Consider the following 12,670-nt stretch of genomic DNA (forward strand, 5'->3'; position numbering starts at 1 on the left):
AAACTTAAGAATAACATGGTTGAAGGAGGTCCTTTTTATGGAAAAAAAGAGGGAGAAGCATCAGCAAGGCGCCAACCTGAAAAAAATGCAGGAAGTTCTTTATTCAGGCGAATTTAAAAAAGCGGAAAAAGCTGCTAAGCGGAAGTAGGAATACATAGCCCCTTAAAACCAAATACTATATTTGTTTGATATCACTTTTTAGGGGGAATTTGATATGGGCAGAAATCATATCCACAAAAACCGTGATAAAAACAAACAAAAGCTTCCACAAGTTCCCGATGCATTAAAAAGGGAAACTGACGGCGTTTACGAAGAATATTCAACCGAGCTTGCTGATGCAGATGACCGCGAAGCGCAAGAGCGTGCGAAAGCAGCCGACAACAGAGCGAAAAAGAAATCTCGTTAATGAAAAACCCCTTGTCTCCGTTTGAGACAAGGGGCTTTTTACATTTCAGTGAACCGGTCGCGGATCGGTGTGCGTTTTTTCACTTCCGGCGCCTCGTCAGGATAACCTGTTTGTATGATGGCGGCGAAACGCTCATTATCCTGCAAACCAAAGGCCTGATGGACTTCTTTGTCATAAAGGATTTTTCCGCTTTTCCAAACCATGCCGATTCCTTTTTCGCAAGCAAGAAGCTGAAGATTTTGAATCAACGAGCTTGTTGCCGCAAAATCGTCGTCCCGCGCTCTTTCGTTTTCATCTTCCTGAAACACGACGAGGAGAAATCCCGGAACGCGCCCAAGTGTGTTTTTGAAATTTTGAAGCTTTTCCTCTGTCATATCCGGCTTGGATTTCTTAGAGAACGCTGCAAATGTATTGATGAGGTTCGCTTTACCTGTCTCACTGGAAACGTAAATAAATCTCCATGGCTCTGTCACTCTGTGATTTGGCGCATATTTTGCCGTTTCAAGCATGTCAAGAATGACTGCTGAAGGTACTGGCTCTTGTTTAAACTTTCGAATCGATCTTCTGCTGCGTATGATGTCCCGCAGTACTGAATGCTGATGTATTTGTTCGGTTTGAGGCATACCGTCTCACCTTCCTATGCAATTGAAAATGATTATCATTTCATAATGATAACGGAAAGTGCATCTTTTTGTAAACCATCATCCGTATTAGATTTTAAGAATACGGGTTTCTGAGTAAACGGCTGTTCCTGTCATGTTCACTTTCACATGGCCGCCGGCTTCGTTCATTTTGATCTCCACTTTTCCGTCTTTTCCAATTTCCTGCCCTTGTTCAATGATAAATTTATACTGCTTGGCATTGCCATATTGTTTCATATAAGCCCCCATCACGCCGGATGCTGTGCCAGTCACGGGGTCTTCAATCGTTCCCGAATACGGGGATGAAAAGTGGCGTCCGTGCAGGTCGCTGTCGGGATGGACGGTTTCAAAGGTAAACGGATGGACTGAAGCTTTTGGCAGATCAACTAACACTTCCGGAAATTGTTTGTTATCTGGCACCATTTTTTTGGAAGCCTCCAATGATTTAAGCGGAACGATGGCTGTCCATATGCCAGTGCTGCCAAACACAATCGGAAGGTCTTCATGAAAATCCTCTTCGGTGATACCCAGTGCGTCCGCAAGTTTTTTCCGATCGCCTGTAAATGGTTTGAATTGCGGAGAGGCCTGTTCAAGCGTGATATGAATACGGCCATCTTTTTCAGAAATCTTCACAGGCAGGATACCCGCTTTCGTTTGGATGCTGTACGTTTTACCGCTCTCCAGCATTCCTTTCTCACATAATGCGTAAAGAGAAGCAACTGTCGCATGACCGCACAAATTCATTTCGTGTCCAGGTGTAAAGTAACGGAGTTCAAGATCGGCCGACTCGCTTTTTCGGATAAAGGAAGTTTCTGAATACCCGGCACGCTCAGCTATGATCTGCATCTCGTCTTCCGTATAATCGTCTCCCTGCAAAACGACGCCTGCAGGGTTTCCTTTGCCGGGACTGCTTGTAAATGCTTCATATTTTAATACCTCTGCTTCTTTCATTCATCTGCCGCCCTTTCTTTATCAATGTCTCTGTCAGTATAGCAAAAATAATTACGAATCTTCAGTCATTATCAAAAAAACCCATTTTCTTTTTTAAGAAAATGGGTGTAACGATCAAGAATTTCTTGTTTTATAGAGCAAATAAATAAAATAAGGTGCGCCGATAGCCGCTGTAAAGACGCCGGCCGGCACTTCCACCGGGGCAAATAAGGTTCTGCCGACGATATCAGCTGTTAAAACGAGCAGAGCTCCAATAAGTGCCGACGCTGGGAGCAGGGCGCCATAAGATGAGCCGACAAGCCGTCTTGCAATATGGGGCGCCATCAGCCCGACAAAACCGATTGTGCCGGCAACTGAAACTGCACAACCAGTAAGAGCCGTACTCAAAAGGAGCAAGAAAAAACGATTTCGCTGCACAGCGCTTCCTGCACCCGCCGCAATATCTTCACCCAGCACCTGTATATTCATATTTTTTAGCGCGACAAAACAAATGAATAAGAGAATGACAGATAAGATAATAGCTATTTTTACATGCTGCCAGTTTGACCCATAAACTGACCCAGTGATATATACATTGGCTTGTGATGCCCGGTAAATCGGACCTTTGATCATCAGCAGGGTAGTCATCGCCTGCGCCGACATTGAAAATCCGATTCCGATAAGCACCAGCCGAAATGTGGAGGCGCCATTTTTGTATGCCAGTAAATAGACGATGAGCCCGACAGCCGATGCGCCGATAAATGCTGCTGCTGGAAGCCATGACAGACTGATCGTAAGTGAACTGCTGCGGTCTGAGAAGAACATCATTAAAAGCACGACCGCTACTGCCGCTCCTCCTGTTATTCCGATAATATCCGGAGATGCGAGAGGGTTTCTGACGAGCCCCTGCAATATCGCGCCTGCCGCTGCCAAGCAGACACCGGCGCATAAAGCCGTCAAAATTCTTGGCATGCGGAACGACATGATCATCAGTTCATCCAGCTTGGAACCTGCACCAAAGAATGTTTTTGCTACATCCCAGGGAGGAATAAACCTTTGTCCGAGACCAGCGCTTATGATGAGTACAGCAGCTGTTAACCCCAGTAAAACCAAAAAGACGATCCATGCTTTCTTTTCAGCCGCAGTAACGCCAAAACGAAGTTTCATAGCTTCGCCCCCCTTCTTGCTATGTACACAAACACAGGCATTCCGATGATGGCGGTCATGACCCCGACAGGAACTTCCTGAGGCATAATGATATATCGCGCACCGATATCCGCGCAAACAAGCAAAATGGCACCCAAAACAGCGGAAAATGGCAGAACCCAGCGATAATCATTACCAACGACAAAGCGGGCAAAATGCGGAATAATGATGCCGATAAAAGAAATCGGCCCGGCAATGGCGACAGCGGACCCTGCAAGCATGACAACACAAAGCGCCATCACAAATTTTAACAGGCCTGTTTTTTGGCCGAGTCCTTTTGCCACATCTTCTCCCATAACGAGGAGATTAATTTTTTGGCCGAGAAAGAAGCAGATTACCAGCGCTGCCGCTGCATATGGAAACATCGTCATCAACAGATCCAGACTCCGGCCCTGCACAGAGCCAGTCAGCCAAAAAAGCACCTGGGCAAGCTCGAGTTCGTTGACAGACAGCAAGCCCTGTGTCAGAGAAGAAAACATGGCTGCCATGGCAGCTCCCGCCAGCGTCAGTTTGATTGGCGTCAGCCCTTCCCTCCCAAGCGAGCCTGCTGCATAGACGATCGCGGCGGTAAATGCTGCCCCCAGAAACGAGCTCCATACTAATGCCTGAGGTGACTGAATATGCAGAAAAAACGATCCGGCAACAATAAAAAAACCTGCACCGGCGTTAATCCCGAAAATCCCCGGTGACGCAAGCGGATTTTTTGTGAGCGCCTGCATGAGAGCGCCTGCGGCTGCAAGCGAGGCGCCGACGACTGTCGCAACCAAAGCGCGCGGAAGCCTGACATCCTTGATGATGACATGCTCATTTGTTCCGTTGAAGGAAGTAAACGCCTGATAGACCTGTCTCCATGACGTACCTGTATAGCCATACACGACGCTTGCGCAGACAGCCGCCAGTAAAATGAAAATCAGACATACTAACACAATCCATTTTGAAGATGCCTTTTTGCAGATCATGATCTAATTCTCCTAGTTATTCACTATGTAATGTTTGTTTTTGAGAATAATCCTCAATTAGGGATTGACACTCTTAACACTGCTTATTATGATCTAAATGATAATGAATTTCAATATTGGGAGGAAAAAGATGAAAAAGCATATCAGCATGCTATTCGTATTTTTAATGGCCGTTATGGTACTTTCTGCCTGTAATAGTTCAGAAAGTTCAAGCAACAGCGAGGGGTCAAGCAGCAAAACAAGAACGGTCAAACATGCAATGGGGACATCAGACAACATCCCCGCCAATCCAAAACGGATTGTTGTTTTAACTAATGAAGGAACAGAGGCGCTCTTAGCGCTTGGCATTAAGCCGGTCGGAGCCGTAAAGTCATGGAAGGGCGACCCGTGGTATGACTATCTGAAAGATGACATGAAAGGTGTTAAAAACGTCGGTCTTGAAACGGAACCGAATGTGGAAGCCATCGCAGAATTAAAGCCTGATTTGATTATTGGAAACAAAGTGCGCCAGGAAAAAATTTATGATCAGTTAAATGCGATTGCGCCGACTGTTTTCGCTGAATCTTTGGCCGGGAACTGGAAGGATAACCTGACTCTATACGCCAACGCGGTGAATAAGGCGGATAAAGGCAAGGAAGTCATTGCCGATTTTGATAAACGCGTTTCTGATTTAAAAAACAAGCTGGGCGACCAGACTAACAAAACAGTTTCAGTCGTACGCTTTTTATCCGGTGAATCAAGAATCTATTATACCGATTCATTCTCAGGGATTATTTTAGACCAGCTTGGCTTCAAACGCCCTGAAAAACAAGTAGAACTGTTCAAGAAACAAAAGGACCAATTTACGTTCTCAACCGACAGTAAAGAATCTATTCCTGATATGGATGCTGATGTGCTGTTTTATTTCACTTATAAAGCCGATAATGCAAAGGAAAATGAAAAATGGGCCAATCAGTGGACAAGCAGTTCACTATGGAAAAACCTAAAGGCCGTGAAATCAGGTAATGCACATGAAGTCGATGACGTCGTGTGGACAACCGCAGGCGGAATTAAAGCCGCAAACTACCTGCTTGATGATATTGAAACCTACTTCTTAAAAACGAAATAAAAAAAAGACTCCGTCTTATTAGACGGAGTCTTTTTTGCTTTTGCCAATCAGACGTGTAACGAGGAACATGGTGACAGAAAGAGATCTGTTTTTCCGATACGCCAAGTATTTCCCTCGCCACTCCGGTTTGTATTTTTCTTTAAAGGCTCTTAGGCCGCTGAAGCTGTACATGTATCTGACATTATTAAAAATGACAGCAGCAAACCTTTCGGACCAGAAGGATGTAAAGGCAGTGCCGACATTGGCCAAGGGTGCCATCCCCATATTAAATGACGTGCAGCCCTCTTCCTTTGCCCATAAAAACATACGGATAAACAATGCGTCCATAATGCCATTTGGAGCGTCGCCGCGATAGCGCATCAGATCAACCGATATCTCTCCTTCCTGGTACATCGGCATGACATTTGCGAATGCAACGATCTCTCCTTCTGCATTTTTCATATAGGCGATCGGCGCTTTCTGTAAATAGGAAGGATCAAAAAATCCGAGCGAGAATCCCTTCTCTTTTTTCGAGCCGAGCCATTCGTCTGAGATTTGCTTCAGCTCCTCCAAAAACGCATCAGAAAATGGGGGATGATCCACATGGAAAGTATACTCCTCCCGCTCAAAGCGGTTATTGATTGCCCGAAGGCCGGCTTTTTTCTTCCCAGTCAAGGTAAATGTATTTAAATCTACATATGCTTCCTCGCCAAGTTTAAAGAAGTTGTAGCCAAAATCGTGATACAGCGCCATGTCCTCTCGTTCAATTTGATAGAACAAAACACTGAATCCCTTCTGATGCGCTTCGTTCAGAAATTCTTCCAGCACGAGCGGGAATGATTCTCTTTGGCCAGACGGATCGCCGAGCACGACCAGCCTTCTGGCGATTTTCCCAAACAGAAGCAGTGCATTCCCATCACTAGAAAAATAAAACCGCTTATCTCCAAGAAAACCAAGATGGCTCAGCGCGTTGCCGCCTTTTTCATTGAGAAACGCAGTAAGACGCTCAGGGTCAGCTTTCTCTCCGATCGGTTTCGTTCTCTTATGATAGACCACTGTAAATATCAAGAAGAACAGCGGCACAATAATGATCGCCATGATGGTTGCATGTGTAATATGCGAGGTGCTGTGGACGAAATATTCGTGACGCAGCACCTTCTTCATCCGGTCCCAAATAAAGCCCGCGATCAGATTGTAGTTAAAGAGCGCCACAGTAAACAGCGCCACAGCGAATATCAATTGTCCCAGTGTATAGGATGCCTGTTCGCGGACAAATTGTTTTTTCAATAGCACAAGCAATACGATAATCATCGGCAGTACGAATATCGCGCTGATGTTAAGCCCTTTTAAAAAGCTGAACACAAAGCCGCCGACAAGCGCTGTAATGGCCATCGTATAGGAACGTTTTGTCCGTTTATAAAGCTCGATCGGCAAAATCAGCAGAATGAGCGCTGAGCTTAAGGACAGACCGTTGAACAGCAAAAGCGCCGGGCGCGGAATGTGCGGTATAACCGTCAGCCTGTCAATCGGCAAGGAAACTGAGGCCAGGACAATCAGACCTGCTACGAACACAATAAGGGAAAGCGAGCCTTGCAAAATTCTCACTAATACCGCACGCTGAACAACAAGCAGAACGTTTGTCGTCTCAATTGCCGGTGCGATGCGCGGGTTCGTTTCGAGCCGCTTCATTGTATTTTCCGTCAGGTCGCCTGCGGCAAAGAACAGTCCTAAGATAAATGGGATAAATGAATAGGCGAGCCTGTACAACACAATAGAAGTAACGATGGCCTCCTGATGATAGCCAAGCTGCTCCATCCCCAGCAAAAATAAAAGGTCAAACGAGCCGAAGCCGCCCGGCACGAGGCTGATCATTCCTCCGATCGCCGCAATGACGAACACCCCGAACACATACCTGATATCTGCATGAATGCCCATAGCGAACAAAGCAAAATAGATGACGGTCCCGGCCATGAGCCATTCAACAACTGAAGCTCCAATATATGCGAAAATCGGATTTTTCACTTTATCCGCATTCTCTTCGTCCCCAGCTTTGCGGTCTTTTATTTTGGACACCGCCAAAGACAGCGGCAATATCAGCGCAAAACCGATAACGACCGCCCATAGCCAAGGCTTTTCATGAATCACTTCATCCACTGGCAGCACTCTCGCAGCGACGAAAATGCTGAAAACAGATAATCCGAGCAGCATAGATGATGTGAGCCAAGCGATTCCTTTCACGAGTGCCTTATGGTCTTTCGTATGCTCCTTATAGAACATCATTCTTAACCCGACTCCGGCTAAACCGCCGAATCCCAGCACATTATTAAATGAGTTGGCGATCCAGGAAACCCTGAATACTTTTCCATTTGTGATCGATAGGCGCAGTGAGTATTTCAGGACGTAATCATACAGCGACATGGCCGCAACAGCCAGCAAGCCAATCAACACAAGCATGAATAAGTCCGTTCGTTCCAGTCCGTTGATGACCATGAGCGTACGTTTGAATGACAGATTTGTCAGTTCTTTTTTCGATTGATAAATAACAAATAGCAAAACAGCAATAGGAAAAACGATTTTTAATATTGATATAGCATTCTTTTTAATCAGCAATGGTCTCTCCAATCATATTCTAGTTCGATCCTCTCCCCCAATAATCTCCAACTCATTATACACTACCGTTATTTTTCGAACAAAGTCCCGCATGCGGTTTCTGCTCACTTTCTTTCAGGAGTGAAAATCGAGTAATATGGTAAGAGGAGTGAATGATGAGGAAGTGATGAAATGGAATATAATTTACACGATACAACAGTATTAAACGAAAACATTCTTTCATCGGAGGAACGGGAAATATGGGTGCTCTATATGAAAGTCTTAACTTCCGCCGGGCTCGGTGATGTGTCCGAGTGGATGAAGCTGGATATGAGCATGCCGCAAATGAAGGTGCTGATGCTATTAAACAACCATGGAACATTAAAAGTGAGCGACATTGCTGAAAAAATGGGGGCTTCCCTGTCCAATACAACTGGGCTGCTTGACCGGCTTGAAAAATCAGGATTTGTCAAACGCTCACATTCTGAAGAGGACCGCCGCTCTGTAGTTGTTCAGTTGACAGAGAATGCGAAAAATATTTTCCGGGGTTTGTATGAAAAAGGCCACCTGAAATTGAAGCGTTCATTAGAGCTGCTGTCCCCTGAAGAAAAACAGGCTGTTTCCGAAGGGCTGTCTATCCTTTCAAGAGCATTAGAGAAAGCAAAAAAAGAATAAATCTGTAAGTCTGTCATCCGCAAACTGCGGGAGCAGGCTTTTTTTATTTGACATTTAGTTCATTTAAAATGAATAATATACTTTGAGTGAACAAAAAGGGGGTTGATAAATATGTCTGAAGCATTAACAGAGCAGAAAAGCCAAAAGTGGGCGATCAGCCTGTTTACGATTGGTGTGTTTATGGCTGCGCTGGATAACGGAATTATTTCAGCTGCTTTAACAACGATAAACGAGTCGTTTGCCGTTTCACCTTCCTGGGGATCATGGGGCATTACCCTTTATACGCTAGGTCTTAGCGTCAGTGTGCCAATCGTCGGAAAGCTTTCCGACCGCTACGGCAGAAAAAAACTCTTTCTCATTGAGGTTTGCCTGTTCGGATTTGGTTCTTTGCTTGTTGCTTTGAGCCAAAGCTTCCCGCTCTTTCTGATATCGCGGCTGATTCAGGCGCTTGGAGGCGGCGGGATTTTCATCATCGGCAGCTCTCACATTCTCGCGACCCTCCCAAAGGAAAAACAGGGGAAGGCCCTTGGGCTGCTTGGCGCAATGAACGGGATGGCCGCTGTGCTCGGGCCAAATATCGGAAGCTTTCTGCTTGATTGGACCGGGTCTTGGCATTGGCTATTTTTGATTAATTTGCCGATTGCCGTGCTATTGGTTGTACTCGGCGCATATTTTATCGCGGAAACAAAAGCACCTGAAGCTAAGCGCCTCGATGCGGCCGGAATCTTCCTTCTATCACTGTCGATTTTAGCCGTGATGTACGGCATGACGAACCTTGATGGGGCAAATCTCTTACACAGCTTGGGGAATCCGGAGGTTTATGGATGTATTATTTTTGGCATACTTTGTTTTGCAGCGCTTATCTCGTATGAAAAGAGAGTTGAAATGCGAGGAGGCGATCCGATTTTGGCGTATTCTCTGCTGCGAAACCATATGTTTCAGCGCACGCTTATCATCGGTTTGTTATCCGGGGGGCTCTTGGCGGCAGTCATTTTTATCCCGTCATATGTCGAACAGTATTTGGGTGTCCCTGCCGCAAAAGCAGGCTATTGGATGACACCGCTTGCGTTGGCTTCCGGAATCGGCGCTTGGCTTGGCGGAGCGCTTACCGACAAAAAAGGTCCTGTAAAAACCGTTATTCTTTCGGGAATCATCTCATGTGCGGGGTTTGCTTTATTTCCGCTCTGGGTGACGGAAAAATGGGAGTTTGTGATCGCAAGTGTGGCAGCTGGGATCGGTTTTGGCTTTCTGTTAGGCGCTCCGCTGAACGTCCTTGTATCAGAAGCGGCAAAAACAAATAAGGGTACAGCTCTTGGCACGCTTTCATTAGTAAGGCAAATTGGACTGACCTTGGCGCCTACTCTTTATGCAGGTTTTATCACAGCCGGGTTTGACCAAATAGGTGATGAGATCAGCAGCCGCTTATCGGACAGCGGATATTCAGAAAAGGCGATGCAGATGATTCCGGAGATCGACAGTTCTGATGTTTCTTCTTTACAAGAACAAATCGAACGCATTCCCGTTCCTGAAGTCAAAACCGCGATAAGCGACGCCATTCATGCGAGTGTCGCCAGCGGCTATGATCATTTATATGCAGCGGCTGCTGTGATCTCACTTCTGGTGATTGCTGCTATCAGTATTCCGGCTTTCCGCCGGCAAAAGCGTTAAGACCACCCCATCCGTCTGGAAAGCTCCGTAATATGAGCGATATGGTGATGTGAGTGCCAGACATACAGGCCGAGCGCGTTCTCCAGGGTAATGATTTCCTTTGTATCAGGGTGATAAAACCCGCGCTTAAATTGCTGATCCGTCAGAGTGCGGAGCAGAGCCGTCCATCTTCCGTGAAGCTCCTGCAAAAGCGCGAGTGAGCCGCTCGGATCTGCCGTTTTCGAGTCTTTTAGCTCCGACCATGCTTTTTCATCATACGGACGGATAGCCGGTGTCTCTTCCGTCAAGCTCAATTTAAAACGAATATAGCTGTTCATATGACTGTCAGCCAGATGATGAATAACTTGCCGAACGGTCCATCCACCGTCCCGGTACGGTGTGTCAAGCTGGCTGTCCGTCATGCCCTCTACAGCTTGCTTCAATTTTGCCGGCACTTCTTCAAGCACTTGAATCCATTTATCTTTTTGCTCCTTCGATACCGATTCCCTCGGCTGGTATTCTCCTATTGGATAGCTTAGATTGGCTGTTGTCATGTATGTTCTCCCTTCTGTTCAATCTTCTCCTTTATTTTACAAGAAAAAGATTGTATATTGTGTCTTTTTCCCATACAATAAAAACGACACAAGTGTCATTTTAATGATCAGGAGGATGAATCATGGAAAAACCGTTGTTTCGCAATCAAAAAGGACTGATGACACTGTTAGCCTCACAAACCATTTCTTCACTTGGAGACTGGCTTCACATTTTGGCCGTGCTAACATTAGCCGCTTTTCAGCTTCATGCTTCACCATTAGATATGTCGCTTTTAATGATGTCGTTTGCTTTGCCTGTCATTGTACTCGGACCTGTATCGGGTCTGCTTGCCGACCGTTTTGACAGAAAAACGATCATGTTTCTGTCTGAAATCGGCCGTGCCCTCACTGTTATCAGCTGCGTTTATGTCAGTGAGCTTTGGCAGCTTTATGTATTGCTATGCCTTCAGAGCTGTTTTTCTTCACTTTTTTCACCTGCTAAAAACGGAAAGCTTAAGGAATTGGCTCCGGAAGCACACATTCAGCAGGCCGTTTCCGTCAGCAGCATCATTGATAACAGCGCAAAAATCTTCGGCCCTGCCCTTGGCGGCATGCTGATCGCTGCTGTCTCTATACATTCTGTTTTCTATATCAACGCCGGCGCCTTTCTTCTTTCCGCTGTCATTTTGTTTTTCCTCCCCAAAGATGCTTTTTTACAAAAAGCAAATACACCTCAAGAAAAAACATCAGCACTTGCTTCTATCAAAGAAGGCCTTCAGTATTTGAAACGGATGCCGCTTCTTTTAACAGGCTTACTCACAGCTTGCGTCGTTCTCTTTGTTTTGCAGATTGGTGATTCCCAGGCTATCATTCTTATCCGTTCTTTTTCAGGCGCTCCGCCTGAGCTTGCAGGCTGGTGCATGGCCGTAAGCGGAGCCGGCATGCTCCTTACGGCGGCAATTGCCGGCAGACGGCGAATCACATCTTATTTTCTTTATTTCTCATCTGGGACCTTTCTGCTTGGACTAGCAACTGGAGGTATGCCATTTCTGAGCGGAATGGGAATAGCCGGCATTGCTCTTTTTATTTTCGCTTTTTTCATCATGGGAGCGGCTTTCGGTCTCGTCCATATTCCATTTCAAATTCTCGTGCAAACAACAGTGCCTGTCGATTACAGCGGCAGGGTGTTTGGCGCCATTCAGAGCGCGACAACCCTCGCCTCCATCCTCGGCATGGCGGGCGGGGGCGTGCTGGCGGAATGGATCGGTGTATCACTTGCTTTTCTTGTCTGTGGCTGCTTGCTGATCATGGTCGGGTTGATTACACTTGTAGGTAAGAAAGTTGCAGAAAGCAGGCGATATCTTGTCACCGAAAGTAACAAAGGAGCACAAGGATAAACGGCAGGCAGAGATTTTAGAGGCTGCCAAAACGGTTTTTAAACGAAAAGGATTCGAATTAACGACAATGAAGGACGTTGTGGAAGAGTCAGGTTTCAGCCGAGGCGGTGTCTATCTTTATTTTTCAAGCACCGAGGAGATGTTTCGGCGAATCATTGAAGCAGGGCTAGATGAAGGGCTCCGAAAGCTTGATGACTCAGCTGAACACCGAAGTGTTTGGGCCGCCATCTCCAGCTATTTGGATGAACTGGCTGAAGGCCTGCGTGATGCAGCGGATACACTGGCGCCGGTGCAGTTTGAATATTTAGTGACGGCTTGGCGCAATGAAGAACGGCGGAAGTATTTGGAAAAGCGGTATGATCTTTTTGTGGCAAGGTTTTCAAAGCTATTGCAAAAAGGAATCGATCAGGGGGAATTTCAGCCTCTGCAGCCTTTGGCGACGATCGCGAAATTTTTCCTCAATATGAATGACGGCATCATCCAGAACGCGCTATATTTCGATGAAGAAAAGGCTGATGTATCTGGACTTGCTGAAGCTGCAAAACTGTATTTAAAAACGGTACTGCAAGTAGATGAGAAATAAAGAAATGCGGCAGGAAC

The 12,670-nt window shown here is 46.1% G+C and carries 13 protein-coding genes; 7 read left to right on the plus strand and 6 right to left on the minus strand.

Going from position 1 to position 12,670, the window contains the following annotated elements:
• Positions 1-37 precede the first annotated feature (37 nt).
• Entirely contained in the window at positions 38-148 is a 111-nt protein-coding gene (locus ACQVGT_RS16180) for a YfhE family protein (protein WP_003223230.1), read from the plus strand.
• Between the two features lie 66 nt (positions 149-214).
• On the plus strand, positions 215-406 hold the full coding sequence (locus ACQVGT_RS16185; RefSeq protein ID WP_003233561.1) for a YfhD family protein: 192 nt from the start codon (positions 215-217) through the stop codon (positions 404-406).
• Positions 407-444: 38 nt separating this feature from the next.
• On the opposite strand, the gene ACQVGT_RS16190 is transcribed toward ACQVGT_RS16185, so the two are convergent.
• The 4 genes from ACQVGT_RS16190 to ACQVGT_RS16205 form a co-directional block, all read right to left on the minus strand.
• Positions 445-1,029, minus strand: a complete 585-nt coding sequence (locus tag ACQVGT_RS16190) for a nitroreductase family protein (RefSeq protein WP_015482973.1) — start codon at positions 1,027-1,029, stop codon at positions 445-447.
• Between the two features lie 87 nt (positions 1,030-1,116).
• On the minus strand, positions 1,117-1,998 hold the full coding sequence (locus ACQVGT_RS16195; protein WP_015383143.1) for a PhzF family phenazine biosynthesis isomerase: 882 nt from the start codon (positions 1,996-1,998) through the stop codon (positions 1,117-1,119).
• 114 nt (positions 1,999-2,112) lie between these two features.
• Positions 2,113-3,144 (minus strand): FecCD family ABC transporter permease, encoded by a 1,032-nt coding sequence (locus tag ACQVGT_RS16200; protein WP_003243057.1) that lies wholly within the window; start codon positions 3,142-3,144, stop codon positions 2,113-2,115.
• Positions 3,141-4,142: a FecCD family ABC transporter permease gene (locus tag ACQVGT_RS16205; protein ID WP_003233570.1), complete on the minus strand. Its 1,002-nt coding sequence runs from the start codon at positions 4,140-4,142 to the stop codon at positions 3,141-3,143. The genes ACQVGT_RS16200 and ACQVGT_RS16205 overlap by 4 nt, the downstream gene beginning before the upstream one ends.
• A 130-nt stretch (positions 4,143-4,272) precedes the next feature.
• On the opposite strand from ACQVGT_RS16205, the gene ACQVGT_RS16210 reads away from it, so the two are divergent.
• Positions 4,273-5,250: an ABC transporter substrate-binding protein gene (locus tag ACQVGT_RS16210; protein ID WP_014476203.1), complete on the plus strand. Its 978-nt coding sequence runs from the start codon at positions 4,273-4,275 to the stop codon at positions 5,248-5,250.
• An 18-nt stretch (positions 5,251-5,268) separates the two neighbouring features.
• On the opposite strand, the gene mprF is transcribed toward ACQVGT_RS16210, so the two are convergent.
• The gene (mprF, locus tag ACQVGT_RS16215) at positions 5,269-7,839 is read right to left on the minus strand and encodes a bifunctional lysylphosphatidylglycerol flippase/synthetase MprF (protein WP_015482972.1); all 2,571 of its coding nucleotides are present in this window, start codon (positions 7,837-7,839) and stop codon (positions 5,269-5,271) included.
• A gap of 171 nt (positions 7,840-8,010) precedes the next feature.
• Between mprF and ACQVGT_RS16220 the strand changes: the two genes are divergently transcribed.
• Entirely contained in the window at positions 8,011-8,493 is a 483-nt protein-coding gene (locus ACQVGT_RS16220; protein ID WP_014663255.1) for a MarR family transcriptional regulator, read from the plus strand.
• Positions 8,494-8,604: 111 nt separating this feature from the next.
• Positions 8,605-10,161, plus strand: coding sequence for an MFS transporter (locus ACQVGT_RS16225; RefSeq protein ID WP_015383140.1), 1,557 nt, complete (start codon positions 8,605-8,607; stop codon positions 10,159-10,161).
• Here the strand turns inward: ACQVGT_RS16225 and bstA are convergent.
• Positions 10,158-10,694 carry a bacillithiol transferase BstA gene (gene bstA / locus ACQVGT_RS16230; RefSeq protein WP_015383139.1) on the minus strand — a complete coding sequence of 179 codons (537 nt, stop codon included), beginning with the start codon at positions 10,692-10,694 and terminating at the stop codon, positions 10,158-10,160. The genes ACQVGT_RS16225 and bstA overlap by 4 nt on opposite strands.
• Positions 10,695-10,816: 122 nt before the next feature.
• Here bstA and ACQVGT_RS16235 point away from each other — a divergent pair, with 122 nt between their 5' ends.
• Together ACQVGT_RS16235 and ACQVGT_RS16240 are read left to right on the plus strand one after the other, a co-directional pair.
• Positions 10,817-12,070: an MFS transporter gene (locus ACQVGT_RS16235; protein ID WP_015383138.1), complete on the plus strand. Its 1,254-nt coding sequence runs from the start codon at positions 10,817-10,819 to the stop codon at positions 12,068-12,070.
• Positions 12,036-12,653, plus strand: coding sequence for a TetR/AcrR family transcriptional regulator (locus tag ACQVGT_RS16240; protein ID WP_015482971.1), 618 nt, complete (start codon positions 12,036-12,038; stop codon positions 12,651-12,653). The genes ACQVGT_RS16235 and ACQVGT_RS16240 overlap by 35 nt, the downstream gene beginning before the upstream one ends.
• The last annotated feature ends 17 nt before the right edge of the window (positions 12,654-12,670 follow it).

It is taken from the genome of Bacillus sp. SCT118 (assembly GCF_058566435.1).

What these genes read in the sequence shown, in the direction of transcription:
- ACQVGT_RS16235 (WP_015383138.1), top strand. Translation starts at nt 10,817, where the DNA reads ATGGAAAAACCGTTGTTTCGCAATCAAAAAGGACTGATGACACTGTTA.
- ACQVGT_RS16210 (WP_014476203.1), top strand. Translation starts at nt 4,273, where the DNA reads ATGAAAAAGCATATCAGCATGCTATTCGTATTTTTAATGGCCGTTATG.
- ACQVGT_RS16195 (WP_015383143.1), bottom strand. Translation starts at nt 1,998, where the DNA reads ATGAAAGAAGCAGAGGTATTAAAATATGAAGCATTTACAAGCAGTCCC.
- ACQVGT_RS16190 (WP_015482973.1), bottom strand. Translation starts at nt 1,029, where the DNA reads ATGCCTCAAACCGAACAAATACATCAGCATTCAGTACTGCGGGACATC.
- ACQVGT_RS16180 (WP_003223230.1), top strand. Translation starts at nt 38, where the DNA reads ATGGAAAAAAAGAGGGAGAAGCATCAGCAAGGCGCCAACCTGAAAAAA.
- bstA (WP_015383139.1), bottom strand. Translation starts at nt 10,694, where the DNA reads ATGACAACAGCCAATCTAAGCTATCCAATAGGAGAATACCAGCCGAGG.
- ACQVGT_RS16205 (WP_003233570.1), bottom strand. Translation starts at nt 4,142, where the DNA reads ATGATCTGCAAAAAGGCATCTTCAAAATGGATTGTGTTAGTATGTCTG.
- ACQVGT_RS16225 (WP_015383140.1), top strand. Translation starts at nt 8,605, where the DNA reads ATGTCTGAAGCATTAACAGAGCAGAAAAGCCAAAAGTGGGCGATCAGC.
- ACQVGT_RS16185 (WP_003233561.1), top strand. Translation starts at nt 215, where the DNA reads ATGGGCAGAAATCATATCCACAAAAACCGTGATAAAAACAAACAAAAG.
- ACQVGT_RS16200 (WP_003243057.1), bottom strand. Translation starts at nt 3,144, where the DNA reads ATGAAACTTCGTTTTGGCGTTACTGCGGCTGAAAAGAAAGCATGGATC.
- ACQVGT_RS16220 (WP_014663255.1), top strand. Translation starts at nt 8,011, where the DNA reads ATGGAATATAATTTACACGATACAACAGTATTAAACGAAAACATTCTT.